This is a genomic window from Cytobacillus citreus, assembly GCF_018343665.1.
GTDB lineage: Bacteria > Bacillota > Bacilli > Bacillales > Cytobacillaceae > Cytobacillus > Cytobacillus citreus.
Genome location: NZ_JAGYPM010000002.1, coordinates 963,407 through 977,654, shown reverse-complemented (window position 1 = coordinate 977,654; position 14,248 = coordinate 963,407). Strand labels below are relative to the sequence as shown.

The window sequence follows — 14,248 nt, the reverse complement described above, 5'->3', positions numbered from 1 at the left end:
AAACATCATAATAAATTGATTAAAACTGATTAAAACGCTTACATCTTTATCATGCTTAAAATATTGTGAGAATTCGTAAGAAAGAAAGTATAATAATTTTTTTAAGAAATAATATTGATACAAAAAATCCTGTGCAGCAAGCGTTTAAAACGTCTGAGACAATTTCACTTGTAGACTTCAGCGTACCTTGGAAGCTAAGAACTATAATAGATCCATTTCCATAATGACTAAACAAAACCTAAAATATAAAAAACTCGCCAACTGGCGAGTTTTCATTAAATTAGAATGCAGGAACAACTGCACCTTTATATTTATCCAGAATAAAGTTTTTAATGTCATCAGAGTGCAGCACTTCTATTAAAGCTTTGATTGCTTCACTATTTTCATCACCCTTACGGACTGCAATAATATTGACGTATGGTGACTCATTCCCTTCAATGGCAATTGAATCTTTTAATGGGTTAAGACCAGCATCAATAGCAAAGTTTGAATTAATGACAACCGCATCACCCTCATTGTTATTATAAATCTGTGGTAATAATGACGGCTCGTAATCTGTGTCAAACTTAATATTTTTTGGATTTTCAACAATATCCTCTAAAGTTGCGGCTGATTTATCTACACCTTCTTTTAATTTGATAAGCCCTTCACTTTCTAGAATTGCTAAGATACGACCATGGTCAGCTACAGAATTACTAATGATAATATGTGCTCCATCTGGTAAATCACTTAAGCTTTTATATTTTTTTGAGTACACACCCATTGGCTCGATATGAACTGACCCTGCATTAACGAAATCATATCCATTTTCTTTGATTTGAAGTTCAAAATATGGGATATGTTGAAAAAAGTTTGCATCTAATTCTTTTGATTCTAATGCTTTGTTTGGAAGAACATAATCTTGGAATGGGATAATTTCTAAATCAATGCCTTTTTCTTTTAATAATGGTTTTGCTTCTTCAAGAATTTCAGCATGTGGTACATTTGAAGCCCCAACTTTTAATGTTGTAACATTTTCTGTTTTCTCATCTTTCCCTGCATCACTTGCACTGCCGCCATTATTTTCATCTTTTGCTCCGCATGCAGCAAGAATTAGTGCTACAGCTAAAGTTAATACGAATGATAACCATTTTTTCTTCATCTTACTAACACTCCTCATCGTTTATCTAACTTATTTGTAATAAAATCGCCAATAAATTGAATAATAAATACAATGATAAGAATGATGATCGTCGCCATTAGAGTTACATCATTTCTAGATCTTTGGAACCCCTCGAGATAGGCGAGATTCCCTAGACCACCTGCCCCAATCACACCAGCCATAGCTGTATATCCGACTAAAGCAATTGCTGTAACCGTAATCCCTGAAATAAGCGCAGGCATCGATTCAGGTAAAAGTACTTTAAAGATAATCGTACTTGTCTTTGCCCCCATTGATTTTGCCGCTTCAATTACACCTTTATCTATTTCCCTCAAACCAATTTCAACCATCCGTGCATAAAATGGTGCTGACCCGATAATTAATGCAGGCAGAGCCGCATCTTTTCCTATCATTGTTCCTAATAAGAACATCGTAAAAGGAATTAAAAGTACAATTAAGATTAAGAAGGGAATTGACCTAAAGATGTTAACAAAAGCACTTATTACTTTGTTAACGATGTTATTCTCCCAAATATTCCCTTTAGAAGTTAAAAACAATAATAATCCTAAAATGATGCCAAGAAAAAATGTTGCAATAACCGAAATGCTTGTCATATAAAGTGTTTCAATTGTTGCTTCCCACATCTTCTCCCAGCTAACATTTGGAAACCAGCTATTAAGCATTTGAAATCACCTCCACGCCTACTTGCTTGGAATGGATGAAATCAATTGCCCTTGTAATCTCAGATTCATCACCATCTAAATGGATAAACAATGTTCCATATGAACCAGTTTGTGTATGTGATATATTCCCATGAAGAATATTTACTGTAATATTAAAATCCCGAATAAGATTTGTCATAAGCGGCTGCTCAACTGCATCACCGACAAAGCTCAACTGGACGATTTGTCCCTGTGGATAAGATTCAAGAATTTGTTGTATGGTTTCCTTCGTTTCCTCAGACTCTGTCACTTGATGGACGAAGCGCTTAGTAATTTGTGCTTTAGGGTTTTTAAACACTTCCATTACTGGGCCCATTTCAACAACCTTACCGTTTTCCATTACCGCAACTCTATGGCATATCTTGCGGATTACATGCATCTCATGTGTAATAAGGACAATCGTTAACCCTAATCGTTCATTTATATCGACTAATAATTCAAGGATGGAATTCGTCGTTTCAGGGTCTAATGCCGATGTTGCTTCATCACATAATAATACTTTCGGATTGTTGGCTAATGCTCTTGCAATCCCGACTCTCTGTTTTTGGCCTCCGCTTAGCTGCGACGGATAGGCATCCTCTCTTCCTTCAAGGCCAACAAGCTTTATTAATTCATCGACACGTTTTAATCTTTCCCCTTTTGGTACATCTGCAATTTCAAGGGGAAAGGCAATATTCTGCCGCACGGTCCGTGACCAAAGTAAATTAAAATGCTGGAAGATCATGCTTATTTCCTGACGAGCTTTTCTTAGGCTTTTTCCCTTTATATGTGATACTTCATTATTTGCAACAACGACGGTCCCACTCGATGGGATTTCAAGTCCATTCAACATCCGAATTAATGTACTTTTTCCAGCACCGCTATAGCCAATAACACCAAAAATTTCACCCTCATTAATTTCTAAATTGACTTCATCTACTGCCTTTACTTGGCCGTGCTTGGAAGAAAATATTTTCTGTACATTTTTGATTGAAATCATATATGCTTCACCCTCTTTATAACCCGTTATTCATGTTTATTAGATAATAATTGAGAAATTAGTATTCTACCTTTGGAATATAAGTACTTATCCTTTTAAAAAAGAAAATGCCCTTCTGACATGAGCAGAAAGGCATAGGTAATCATATCCTTTCTCTCATCTCCCAAAGCATTAAATAGCTTTGTGTGAATTGGCACCATTTCATTAAATGACGGTTGCCGGGTTTCATCGGGCACATCCCTCCACCTCTCTTGATAAGAGCATAGCATCTATATTCAATTAACACTGTACATTAATTAAGCATTTCTCATTTATGAATGATATCGTATCACGGATATGAAGAGGGGTCAACGGTAATTTTTTGGAATTTAAATTCCTTTAATCTCGAACGATCTACAACGATGCATTTGTTATGAATGATACTATACCAGTTGCGGCCTCAATTGCCTGTTCTAAATCTTCTATTAGGTCATCAGCGTTTTCGATTCCAATTGATAGTCGAACTAGGTCCTCTGGAACCCCAGCTGCTTTTAACCCTTCAGAATCTAATTGCTGATGTGTCGTGCTTGCAGGGTGAATCACTAAGCTTTTAGCATCCCCTACATTTGCCACATGGGCCCAAAGTTCAAGATTATTAATGAACTTTGCCCCAGCATCTCTTCCACCTGCAATACCAAATACAACAACAGCTCCTGCTCCCTTTGGTAAATATTTATCAGCTAATGCTTTATCTGAATGATTATCATTTCCTGGATATAGGACCCAATTAACGGCTGGATGGGCCTCCAAATATTCAACCACTTTCTTTGTATTGGCAATATGCTCTTTCATTCTTACATGCAGAGTTTCGAGACCAAGTGTAAACTGGAATGCATTTTGTGGACTTAATGCGGGCCCTAAATCTCTAAGAAGCTGAACTCTAGCTTTAATAATATAAGCAACAGGACCAAGTGCTTCACTGTAAACTAGATTATGATAGCTTGGATCAGGCTCTGTAAACCCTGGGAACTTTGGCGAATTCCAATTGAATTTTCCCCCGTCTACAATGATTCCTCCTAATGTTGTTCCATTTCCCAACAGCCATTTCGTAGCAGAATGAATCACTATATCTGCGCCATGTTCAAATGGTCTGCACAGATATGGCGTTGCAAAGGTATTATCAACGATCAGTGGTACACCGTTCTCATGTGCTATTTCCGCAACTTTTTCAATATCCAATACTTTAAGACTTGGATTTCCAATCGTTTCTGCAAATACAGCTTTCGTCTTCTCATTAATCGCTTTTCGAAAGTTTTCAGGATTTTCTGGGTCAACAAATTTTACTTGGATGCCGTACTTAGGAAGTGTAACAGCTAAAAGATTATACGTCCCTCCATAAAGATTTGACGCTGCCACAATTTCATCCCCAGCTTGAGCAATATTTAGAATCGCTAATGTGATGGCCGCCATACCACTGGCTACCGCTAATGCACCAACCCCACCCTCTAATAAAGCAACCCTTTCCTCAAATACAGTCACGGTTGGATTGTGAATACGAGTATAGATATATCCAGGCTCCTTCAATCCAAATAAATTGGCTGCATGCTCTGTGTTTTTAAATTGGTAAGCATTATTCTGGTAAATCGGAACAGCTCTTGCACCAGTTACAGGGTCTGGCTGCAAACCGCCATGTACGCCAAGTGTTTCTAATCGATAGTTTTTTTGCTTTTTTGTCATATTTATCTCTCCTTTTCTTTTCGTGTATTAAATCATTTTTTGTTTATGCTACTTTTACCGCTTAAAAGAGAGCTGAAAAAACCCTCTTCAAAAGAAGAGGGTTGCTATCATCTCTTCTTATCTTCCAGAGCATGAATGCTCTGCTGGAATTAGCACCGTGTAATGTACCGGTTGCCGGGCATCGTAGGGCCAGTCCCTCCGCCTCTCTTGATAAGAATATTCAGTTTACTTTACTCACTTAAGTTATTAAAGAGATACTAACATACGAACAATAAGCAGTCAACATTAATTTTGAAATTTCTGACTAACAAACCTTACATAAGAAAAAGAGTGATTCTAAAAATAGTATTTTTCGAAATGTAGCTTCAACAGTAATCCCACTTCTACTGATCACATCTCTTAATTTCTCTTGTCCTGTTAATATCGAATAAATCCTTTCTTTTGGTCCTGTAATGATTGCATCATAGATTTGATCAGGATCGGGAAAGTGTACGGTAATTTCACCATCACGAAAGAGTAAGGGTATCTCTTCATTCTCAGACTTTAAACAGATTGAAAAAGCAGTGCCCCTTAGCAATTGATTTATATGTCCATTTAATTTTACTTCTTCTATAAATGCCGTTGCTAATTCAACCATTTTTTCACCTCAGTTTGTTACAGCCTTACTTTATTAGAAGTTATTAATATTCATATTTTATACTTCTACATCGAAGGAAATCACTCCTCTATTTTTCCTTCGACAACCCTAAAGCAAAAAAACACAATGCCTCGACGATATTCAGCATTGTCTTTCATTTCCCAAGAAATATGTCATATACTCATAAAATTCAAAATAATTTTACTGCTGTTGCAGCTTTTTTTGTCTTATTATAGTTTCTTAAAAAAATAAAAAATGCCAAGCGATTTCACCTGACATTTTTTTAGATGGTTTTTTTAATTTTTTCTAATAAGTTGGGAACGGAATGAAAGGCATACAATTTTTCATAAAGCCTGCCTTCCTTAAAAATTATAAGACAGGGGACACTTTCAACTTCCCATTGATCAGCGATATCAGATATATAATTCAAATCCGACTTCCCTATCGACAAATCTGATATTAGTTCCTTTATGATCATTAACATTTTACCAGCTACCTGACAAGTACCGCAAAGAGGCGTGTAAAGGTAAAGTAAGCCAGTTTTTTTGTCGTTAATAAATTCTTCAATTTCTTCCCGAGACCATTTCTGCAATCATATCATCCTTTATCTAAAAACTCCGTATAAACGTCAATATTAGCACCAAGTAATACAGATGCAATATGATGTTCTGGTGCAGTAGCAACCTCCCTATACATCCTGTCAATATATAGATGCTCTGCCTCTGGGAATTCCCTCTTAAACTGCTTTCGGAGCTTTTCACCTGCTGCGTCTGCATCCACTAATATAAAAACATCTTTATCATATAGCATATCTATTAGTTCATCTAGCTTCGTGATGCCAATTGTACCATTTGTACAGATAATCTCTACCGGCTCTCTGACTATGGCCTGAACTTTTCTCTTATCTGTTGTTCCCTCTACAATGATTACTTTTTCCGTTAGCTCCTCATTCATCCTAATCACCTGAACTGAGTTGTAATTTTTCCCGATCAACCATGGGTGTGTATACATTCAAAAATGGAGAATTTACTTACCTTACCATATTCATTATTCTTGATAATGGTGTGGATATCCTGCCATTTAACCATTATTAATAAGTTTGCCTCATGTTAGCCACCTATAATGCAATGGATGGAAAATCTCATCTAACGTACTAAAACTATTGAAAAAGGAGCTACCATAAAATGTGATAGCTCCCTTTTCATGTCTTCTCATATGCTAGGGAAATCTACTTTCCTACCCAGCTACTAGATATTTAATTAATCTTCCTTTACCATTTCTTCATACTGTTCAGCAGTCATCAACTTGTCTACTTCACCAGCATCAGATGGCTCAACAACGATCATCCAAGCTTTTTCATATGGTGATTCGTTAACAAACTCAGGATTATCGTTTAAATCTTCATTAATAGCGACAACTTTCCCACTAATTGGTGCATAAAGCTCAGATACAGTTTTAACGGATTCTACGCTTCCGAAAGGCTCGTCCGCTGAAATTTCGTCTCCTACCTCTGGAAGCTCAACAAATACGATATCTCCTAGCTCAGATTGAGCAAAATCAGTGATACCAATACGAACTTGCTCGCCTTCTGTTTTTACCCATTCATGCTCTTCTGAATAACGTAGTTCTTTAGGTGTGTTCATTCTAAACGCCTCCAATTATTATATTATTTGATGATCGTAAAATCGATCTCTTCCTTCATCATGGCAAAAAGAATGATTTTTTTCAATCTTTTTTATGAAAGCCATGATTTTTCATAATCCTCTTCCTTAAAGCCAACTGTCACCTTATGCCCATCTGTTAATATTGGACGTTTTATGAGCATTCCGTCAGTAGCCAATACATCAAGAAGTTCCTCATCTGATAGTGATTTGACCTTGTCCTTTAACCCAAGTTCCCGGTATTTCATCCCACTCGTATTAAAGAATTTCTTAATGTCTAAACCACTATTTTTGTATAGCTCCTCCAGTTCGCTGCGGGAAGGCGGATTTTCAGCAATATGTACAGCTTCATAACTTAAATGATGATCATCCAACCATTTCTTTGCATTTCTGCAGGTACCACATTTAGGATACCAATAAAAAGTTAGAGTCATTTTTTTCACCACCATTGTCTAGCATGTCCAATCAAAAAAATAAACTTACAGCTATAAAGCAAATACTATCATAAATTTTCATTTATTCATAACTTTTAATACACAGGAAAGTTCGATATTTATATCCATTATGATTATCTAATAAGGATTGTGAGCGCCAAAGCTTGCAAAAAACGCGAACAATAATCGGGGGTGTCCCAAAAACAAAGGTGTCAGGCACCACGAACAATATCTAGTATCAATAAGCGAGTGAGATTCTAGATTAATGTATTAAGTGGATGCAAGACACCTTATGGGACAACCCAAAAGTGGCTTATTATAAAATGTATTTCTCTGCTTCAATTATTTTATCAGCTGCTTCACGTTTCTTCGCAATCACATTAATCGGTGTATGGCGTGTGAACTTACGGAGTGCTGAAATCATCATTCTTAAAGCATCACCCGTTTCAACTGCCACAAGTGTTTCTTTTGCATCTTGCTCAATTTTGTTAAATGCTTCTTGGCAGAAGATTTGTGTATATAGAAGCTTTTGCTTGCTCTTTTCTACACCGTATTTTTCAATCGCCTTTTCTGTACGAAGAACGGCAGATTCCATTGAATATGCATTTGAAATAATATCAGCAATATTGACTAAAACTTCCTGCTCTTTTTCAAGTGCTTTTCCGTACTTTTGTGCAGCTAAGCCTGCAGCAAGAAGACCGATTTTCTTCGCATTTTTTACTAAATATTTTTCCTGAGCAAGTGGCTCATCACCTGGTTCTTCAGGCATTAGCATCATTAGCTCTTCCTGCAATGCCGTTGCTTTCTCGAATAATGGCAGCTCACCTTTGAATGCTTTGCGAATATAAGTTCCTGGAACTAATAAACGGTTAATTTCATTTGTCCCTTCAAAGATGCGGTTAATACGTGAGTCACGGTAAGCCCTTTCGATTTCATATTCAGCCATGAATCCGTATCCGCCATGGATTTGAACGCCCTCATCCACGACATAATCTAGAACTTCTGTAGAGAAAAACTTATTTAAAGAGCACTCAATAGCATATTCTGCAATGGATTTTGCTACTTCTTTTCCATCTTTTACTTCTTCTTCTGATAGCTTGCTCATGCGGTCTTCGAATAAGCCAACAGTTCGGTATACAGAGCTTTCAGCAGCATAAATTTTGGAAGCCATTGTTCCGAATTTTTCTTTCGTTAAATTAAATTGAGCAATCGGTGTTTTAAACTGCTGACGCTGATTAGCATATTGAACAGCAAGTTCGAAGGCACGCTTTGAACCGCCGACAGCACCAACACCTAGTTTATAACGACCAATGTTTAGAATATTAAAGGCAATGACATGACCTCTTCCAAATTCACCTAATAGATTTTCTTTTGGAACAAGTGCATCCTCAAGTATCAGCGTACGAGTAGAAGAGCTTTTAATTCCCATTTTCTTTTCTTCAGGTCCGACAGATACACCTGGGAACTCTCTTTCAACGATAAAGGCTGAGAAATGCTCTCCATCTATTTTTGCATAAACGACAAATACATCAGCGAATCCAGCATTTGTAATCCATTGTTTTTCACCGTTTAATACATAGTGTGTACCCTCAGCATTTAGTTTTGCAGTTGTTCTAGCACCAAGTGCATCTGAACCTGATCCTGGCTCTGTCAATGCATAAGCGGCAAGCTTTTCACCAGTTGCTAAAGCAGGTAAATATTTTTGTTTCTGTTCTTCATTGCCGAATAATACAATTGGCAGGGAGCCAATTCCCACATGGGCACCATGTGAAATAGAGAAGCCGCCTGCGCGCGCCATTTTTTCGGCAATAAGGGCAGAGCTTACTTTATCTAATGCTAGACCACCGTATTCTTCAGGAACGTCTGCTCCTAATAGTCCTAATTCCCCCGCTTGCTTTAAAAGTTTGACAGACCGATCAAATTCATGGTTTTCCAAATACTCAACCTCTGGAAGGACCTCATTAATAACAAATTCCTCTGTTGTTTTTGCGATCATTTTATGCTCATCTGAGAAATCCTCAGGTGTGAAAACACGGTCATAGGAAAGATCTTCAATTAAAAAACTTCCACCCTTGATTAGGTTTTCTGTTTGATTTGACATATTCTTTTCCCCCATTCTATTTTTCATAAAGTGAAACTTCCATCAGTGGGGGTATTTCGACGCACAGAACGTGCTAGTGCCGACGTTGCCACAGGACATGGCGTTCTTAGTCGGCCTTCATCCCCCACTGATGGTTAGTTGCGGCCCACAGGAAGTGGGTCACGCAGACGTTGCCACACGATGTGGCGCTTTTAGTCTGTGGTCATTTTATGGGCATTTACGGGCAGTTGATCCCCCACTTACTCTTCTTTGCATACGCGAATCCTTGAAGTGGGGGTCTTACTGCCCGTTAATCTGCGATTAAAGTAATTCAAATACTCCAGCTGCACCCATTCCGCCGCCAATACACATCGTTACAACACCAAATTGCTGGTTGCGGCGCTTCATTTCATGGATAAGAGAAAGTGTTAGTTTAGCACCTGTACAGCCAAGTGGATGTCCTAATGCAATAGCTCCGCCATTCACATTTACTTTCTCTTCATCTAGTCCAAGCTCACGAATAATTTGAATGGATTGAGATGCAAAGGCTTCATTCAGCTCAATTAATCCAATATCTGAAAGTTCAAGTCCTGCAAGCTTCAGCGCTTTCGGGATGGCTACAATCGGTCCAATCCCCATAATTTCAGGAGGGACCCCGCCGACAGCAAATGATCTGAATTTGGCCATTGGCTTGAGTCCTGCTGATTCAGCTTTTTCACGGTCCATAACCATGACGGCAGCAGCTCCATCACTTGTCTGGGATGAGTTTCCTGCTGTTACTGTTCCCGTTACCGAAAATGCTGGACGAAGCTTTGCTAAAGTTTCAACTGTTGAATCCGCACGAACACCTTCGTCTTGGCTGAACTTGATTGTCTTTTCGATTAACTTATTGTCTTTCCCAACGGATCTTAAAGTAACATCAACAGGAACGATCTCATCCACAAATTCACCTTCAAGGATCGCTTTTGCTGCTTTTTGATGGCTGCGAACAGCAAATGCATCCTGATCTTCGCGGGAGATGCCGTATTTTTTAGCAACCTCCTCTGCCGTATGGCCCATCCCCATATAATACTCAGGGGCTGCTTCAGCCAACTTCGCATTTGGTCTGACGATATGCCCCATCATTGGAACAAGGCTCATGGACTCTGCTCCACCGGCAATAATCGTATCAGCGTGGCCAATCATAATTTTTTCGGCAGCATAAGCGATTGACTGTAAGCCTGAAGAGCAGTATCGATTAATAGTGATGGCTGGTACTGTATATGGAAGACCAGCAAGCGCACCAATATTACGAGCCATGTTTAAGCCCTGCTCTGCTTCCGGCATGGCACATCCAATAATTAAGTCATCTATATTTCCTTCATAATTTCCTGCTCGTTTTAATGTTTCTTGAACTACAAGGGCACCTAGGTCATCCGGTCTTACATGAGCTAATGTTCCTTTCTTTGCCTTTCCAACCGGGGTACGGGCACCTGCAACGATAACCGCTTCTCTCATTTTGTTCCCTCTCTTTCCATGTGATTAATTTTTAAGGAAAAACTTGGTGTTCGCCAAGTTCTTACGGCGAGTGCTTAGTTTTTGCGAATTTCGTTAATCTAGCAATCTATTAATTGCGTAATGGCTTTCCTTTAACGAGCATATGCTGCATCCGTTGAAGCGTTTTAGGCTCTGCAAGCAAACTCAAAAATGCCTCTCTCTCTAATTCCAGCAGGTATTGCTCATCAACCTCTGTTCCAAAAGGGACTTTTCCGCCAGCAATTACATAAGCTAATTTTTTCGCTATTTTCATATCATGTTCAGAGATATAGCCAGAGTACATCATAGCCTTAGCTCCTAAGAGCAAGGTTGCGTATCCTGTTTCCCCTGTAACTGGAACCTTTTTACGGATAGGTGGCTTGTAGCCTTTTTCATGTAGAGTTAGAACAGCTTGTTTTGCATCATATAGAAGATGATCACCATTGACACTGATGCCGTCCGCAAAGTTCAAGAAATTGTTATCCCTAGCTTCTTCTCCTGACGTAGAAACCTTCGCCATGGCAATTGATTCAAATACTTTATTTGCTACTTTCTGAAGGTCGAATTCTACTCCTTTTGGCATACTTTCAAGATGCTTAATATAAAGCTCCTTGTTTCCGCCTCCCCCAGGGATGAGACCTACTCCAACTTCAACAAGTCCCATATAGGTTTCACTAGAAGCTTGGATATGTGCGGATGGGAGACAAACCTCTGTTCCTCCACCTAAAGTCATTCCAAACGGTGTTGAAACAACTGGCTTTGAACTATATTTAATTTTCATCATTGCCTGTTGGAAATGACGTACAACCATATCAAGTTCATATATATTGTCGTCCTGAGCTTCCATCAAAATCATGGCAAGGTTTGCACCAACACTAAAGTTCTTGCCTTGGTTGCCAATCACTAATCCATTAAAATTCTTTTCTACTTCATCGATTGAAAAGTTAATCATTTGAATGATATCTAGACCAATTGCATTGCTCTTTGAATGGAATTCAAGCAGGGCAACCCCATCGCCAAGATCTACTAAGCTAGCACCACTATTCTTTTTAATAACGCCTTTTTGTTGTTTTAGTCTTTTTAAATTGATAACTTTTGGGTTTTCTTCTACTAGTTTGTACTCGCCGTTATGATAGAAATATAGATTTCCTTCCTCTTCTTTATAGAAGGATGTAAAGCCTTTTTCGAGCATTTCATGTATCCAGGAAGGAATTTCTCCTCCTGACTCTTCCATTTTCTTCACGGATTTTTCTACACCAATCGCATCCCATGTTTCAAATGGACCCAACTCCCAGCCGAAACCCCATTTCATAGCCTTATCAATAGCCGCTACATCATCTGCAATTGTCCCGAGCAATTCAGCTGAATATATGAGCACCGGGCTTAAAATATTCCAAAGAAGCTTACCAGCACGGTCATCTGCATAAACAAGCGCTTTCATTTTGTTTGCGGTACCCTTCTCTTGTTTGCTTAATTCTGTCGCAGCGGTGCTAAGCTTTTTACGTGGTCCGTATTCTAATGTTTGTGGGTCAAGCTCGAGGATTTCTTTCCCTTTTTTCAAAAAGAAACCTTGACCAGATTTGCTGCCAAGCCAGCTCTTATTAAGCATTTCTTTAATGAATGCGGGTACCTCAAAGGCTTCTCTTTCTTTCCCATCTACTAGCTCATATACGTTATTGGCAACATGAACAAATGTATCAAGACCGACAACATCTAATGTTCTAAATGTAGCGCTTTTCGGCCTGCCGATTAGTGGACCAGTGACTGAATCGACTTCACCGACACTATAACCGCCTTTTTGCATTTCCTGAACTGTCACTAATAAGCCGTAAGTTCCAATTCGATTTGCAATAAAGTTTGGGGTATCCTTCGCTTCAACAACCCCTTTTCCTAAAACATCCTCACCAAATTGCTTCATAAAAGATAAAACTTCAGCATCTGTATTTTTTGTTGGTATCACTTCTAAAAGCTTTAAATAGCGAGGCGGGTTAAAAAAGTGTGTTCCAAGAAAATGTTTTTGGAAATCTTCAGACCGTCCTTCTGCCATCGCTTTTACAGAAATACCGGAAGTGTTTGAGCTTACGATGCTTCCTTGCTTGCGGTATTGATCTACTTTTTCAAAAACCTGTTTTTTAATATTGAGATTCTCTACGACAACCTCAATCACCCAATCAACTTCCTTAAGCCGTTCCATATCATCATCAAAATTCCCAGCTTCAATTAAGGCAAGATTCTTTTTAGAAGTAAGGGGAGCAGGCTTTTGCTTTAACAGCTTTTGTCTGCCCGCTTCACTAATGCGGTTGCGAACTGCCTTATCGTCAATAGTTAATCCTTTTGCTTTTTCTTCATCCGTTAATTCCCGAGGTACAATATCTAACAACAAAGTAGGAATTCCAATATTCGCTAAGTGAGCGGCGATACCTGAGCCCATTACACCAGAACCAAGAACGGCCGCTTTTTTAATTTGTTGGATCAATTTTATTTCCTCCTTTTTCACCTTTGAATGAATACTCATTCATTTTTCTACCAAAAAAATTCCTTGAATTCGTCTTGTTATCTATAACTATAAAATATTTCAAAAATTTACGCAATATTTTTCATCTTAAATATTAGAAAATTTTTAATTAATGAACATTAACCCTTCAGTCTTTCTAATGAAAATATGATTAATGGGCAATCTACTACTGGAGGTGAAGATGCAATGGCAAGAAGAAAACAGGATCCTTCTAAGGCTGGGGTAAGTGCAGCAAGTGTTAAGGGCAATGCTGGACCTACAGTAGAAGCTGACGGTGGCGGGAAAGTGAACAGCCAAAATAATCAATTTAAAAAAAGTTAAAATTTACAAATTGTATTTTGCAAAATCCTGTCTCATCTATAATTCCTTGGATGAGGATTAGTTACTTATCAATCCAACAACTAATTAAAGCCGTTCTCTAAATAGAAAGCGGCTTTTTTCATGAAAAAACTACTTTTTTCTTTTTTATTGGCTGTGTTAAAGTTGCAGACAAGCTGAAAGATGTGAAGTTTGTCGGAACAGAGCTTGAAAGTGCGTATTTATCAGAATGATACATTTTCTGGTGTAGCATTGGAGCAGCAGCCCAAATTGAAAAAGATTGGTTAGAGGATCCATTATTTCCATTATTCCAAAAGCTTGAAGTTGCTCAAAAAGGAAATGTTCACAAAGTAAATGATGTTATTTGGAATACAGCATGCGGTGTTATTGCTGCAAAATTATTGCTTGATGATATTGAGGAATTTTTCCTAAAATAAATTTCAATATTTCGATGCTCCTTACCCCTTTTGGAGCCAGATCCCTCTTTACGAAAGAATCCGTCATAAATGACGGATTCTTTTTATTTAAAC

13 protein-coding genes, 1 pseudogene and 2 riboswitches are annotated in these 14,248 nt (G+C 38.2%); of the genes and pseudogenes, 2 read left to right on the top strand and 12 right to left on the bottom strand.

What is annotated here, in order from left to right; genetic code table 11:
* Positions 1 to 280: 280 nt before the first annotated feature.
* The 12 genes from KHA94_RS10740 to KHA94_RS10685 all read right to left on the bottom strand — a co-directional run bounded on the left by KHA94_RS10740 (position 281) and on the right by KHA94_RS10685 (position 13,358).
* A complete protein-coding gene (locus KHA94_RS10740; RefSeq protein ID WP_213102088.1) occupies positions 281 to 1,141 on the bottom strand; it encodes a MetQ/NlpA family ABC transporter substrate-binding protein in 861 nt (286 codons plus the stop codon).
* Positions 1,142 to 1,155: 14 nt separating this feature from the next.
* Positions 1,156 to 1,824 carry a methionine ABC transporter permease gene (locus KHA94_RS10735; protein WP_213102087.1) on the bottom strand — a complete coding sequence of 223 codons (669 nt, stop codon included), beginning with the start codon at positions 1,822 to 1,824 and terminating at the stop codon, positions 1,156 to 1,158.
* Positions 1,817 to 2,842, bottom strand: coding sequence for a methionine ABC transporter ATP-binding protein (locus KHA94_RS10730; protein WP_213102086.1), 1,026 nt, complete (start codon positions 2,840 to 2,842; stop codon positions 1,817 to 1,819). The genes KHA94_RS10735 and KHA94_RS10730 overlap by 8 nt, the downstream gene beginning before the upstream one ends.
* Before the next feature lie 153 nt (positions 2,843 to 2,995).
* Positions 2,996 to 3,103, bottom strand: a riboswitch (SAM riboswitch).
* A 132-nt stretch (positions 3,104 to 3,235) separates the two neighbouring features.
* Complete coding sequence (locus KHA94_RS10725; protein WP_213102085.1) at positions 3,236 to 4,558, bottom strand: O-acetylhomoserine aminocarboxypropyltransferase/cysteine synthase family protein; 1,323 nt, start codon at positions 4,556 to 4,558, stop codon at positions 3,236 to 3,238.
* Between the two features lie 114 nt (positions 4,559 to 4,672).
* Positions 4,673 to 4,775: riboswitch (SAM riboswitch) on the bottom strand.
* 87 nt (positions 4,776 to 4,862) lie between these two features.
* Positions 4,863 to 5,195 (bottom strand): hypothetical protein, encoded by a 333-nt coding sequence (locus KHA94_RS10720; protein WP_213102084.1) that lies wholly within the window; start codon positions 5,193 to 5,195, stop codon positions 4,863 to 4,865.
* Positions 5,196 to 5,478: 283 nt separating this feature from the next.
* Positions 5,479 to 5,787 (bottom strand): thioredoxin family protein, encoded by a 309-nt coding sequence (locus KHA94_RS10715; RefSeq protein WP_213102083.1) that lies wholly within the window; start codon positions 5,785 to 5,787, stop codon positions 5,479 to 5,481.
* 5 nt (positions 5,788 to 5,792) lie between these two features.
* Complete coding sequence (locus tag KHA94_RS10710) at positions 5,793 to 6,149, bottom strand: toprim domain-containing protein (RefSeq protein ID WP_213102082.1); 357 nt, start codon at positions 6,147 to 6,149, stop codon at positions 5,793 to 5,795.
* Between the two features lie 305 nt (positions 6,150 to 6,454).
* Positions 6,455 to 6,838 (bottom strand): glycine cleavage system protein GcvH, encoded by a 384-nt coding sequence (gcvH, locus tag KHA94_RS10705; RefSeq protein WP_213102081.1) that lies wholly within the window; start codon positions 6,836 to 6,838, stop codon positions 6,455 to 6,457.
* A 92-nt stretch (positions 6,839 to 6,930) separates the two neighbouring features.
* Positions 6,931 to 7,290 carry an arsenate reductase family protein gene (locus tag KHA94_RS10700; protein WP_213102080.1) on the bottom strand — a complete coding sequence of 120 codons (360 nt, stop codon included), beginning with the start codon at positions 7,288 to 7,290 and terminating at the stop codon, positions 6,931 to 6,933.
* A 316-nt stretch (positions 7,291 to 7,606) separates the two neighbouring features.
* Positions 7,607 to 9,391 (bottom strand): acyl-CoA dehydrogenase family protein, encoded by a 1,785-nt coding sequence (locus KHA94_RS10695; protein WP_213102079.1) that lies wholly within the window; start codon positions 9,389 to 9,391, stop codon positions 7,607 to 7,609.
* A gap of 300 nt (positions 9,392 to 9,691) precedes the next feature.
* Positions 9,692 to 10,867 (bottom strand): acetyl-CoA C-acetyltransferase, encoded by a 1,176-nt coding sequence (locus KHA94_RS10690; protein ID WP_213102078.1) that lies wholly within the window; start codon positions 10,865 to 10,867, stop codon positions 9,692 to 9,694.
* Positions 10,868 to 10,976: 109 nt separating this feature from the next.
* Positions 10,977 to 13,358, bottom strand: coding sequence for a 3-hydroxyacyl-CoA dehydrogenase/enoyl-CoA hydratase family protein (locus tag KHA94_RS10685; RefSeq protein ID WP_213102285.1), 2,382 nt, complete (start codon positions 13,356 to 13,358; stop codon positions 10,977 to 10,979).
* Positions 13,359 to 13,586: 228 nt separating this feature from the next.
* On the opposite strand from KHA94_RS10685, the gene KHA94_RS10680 reads away from it, so the two are divergent.
* Entirely contained in the window at positions 13,587 to 13,721 is a 135-nt protein-coding gene (locus KHA94_RS10680; protein WP_213102077.1) for a YuzL family protein, read from the top strand.
* Between the two features lie 251 nt (positions 13,722 to 13,972).
* Positions 13,973 to 14,155 (top strand): annotated as a pseudogene (locus KHA94_RS25925) (iron siderophore-binding protein); the annotation flags it as partial.
* Positions 14,156 to 14,248: the final 93 nt, after the last annotated feature.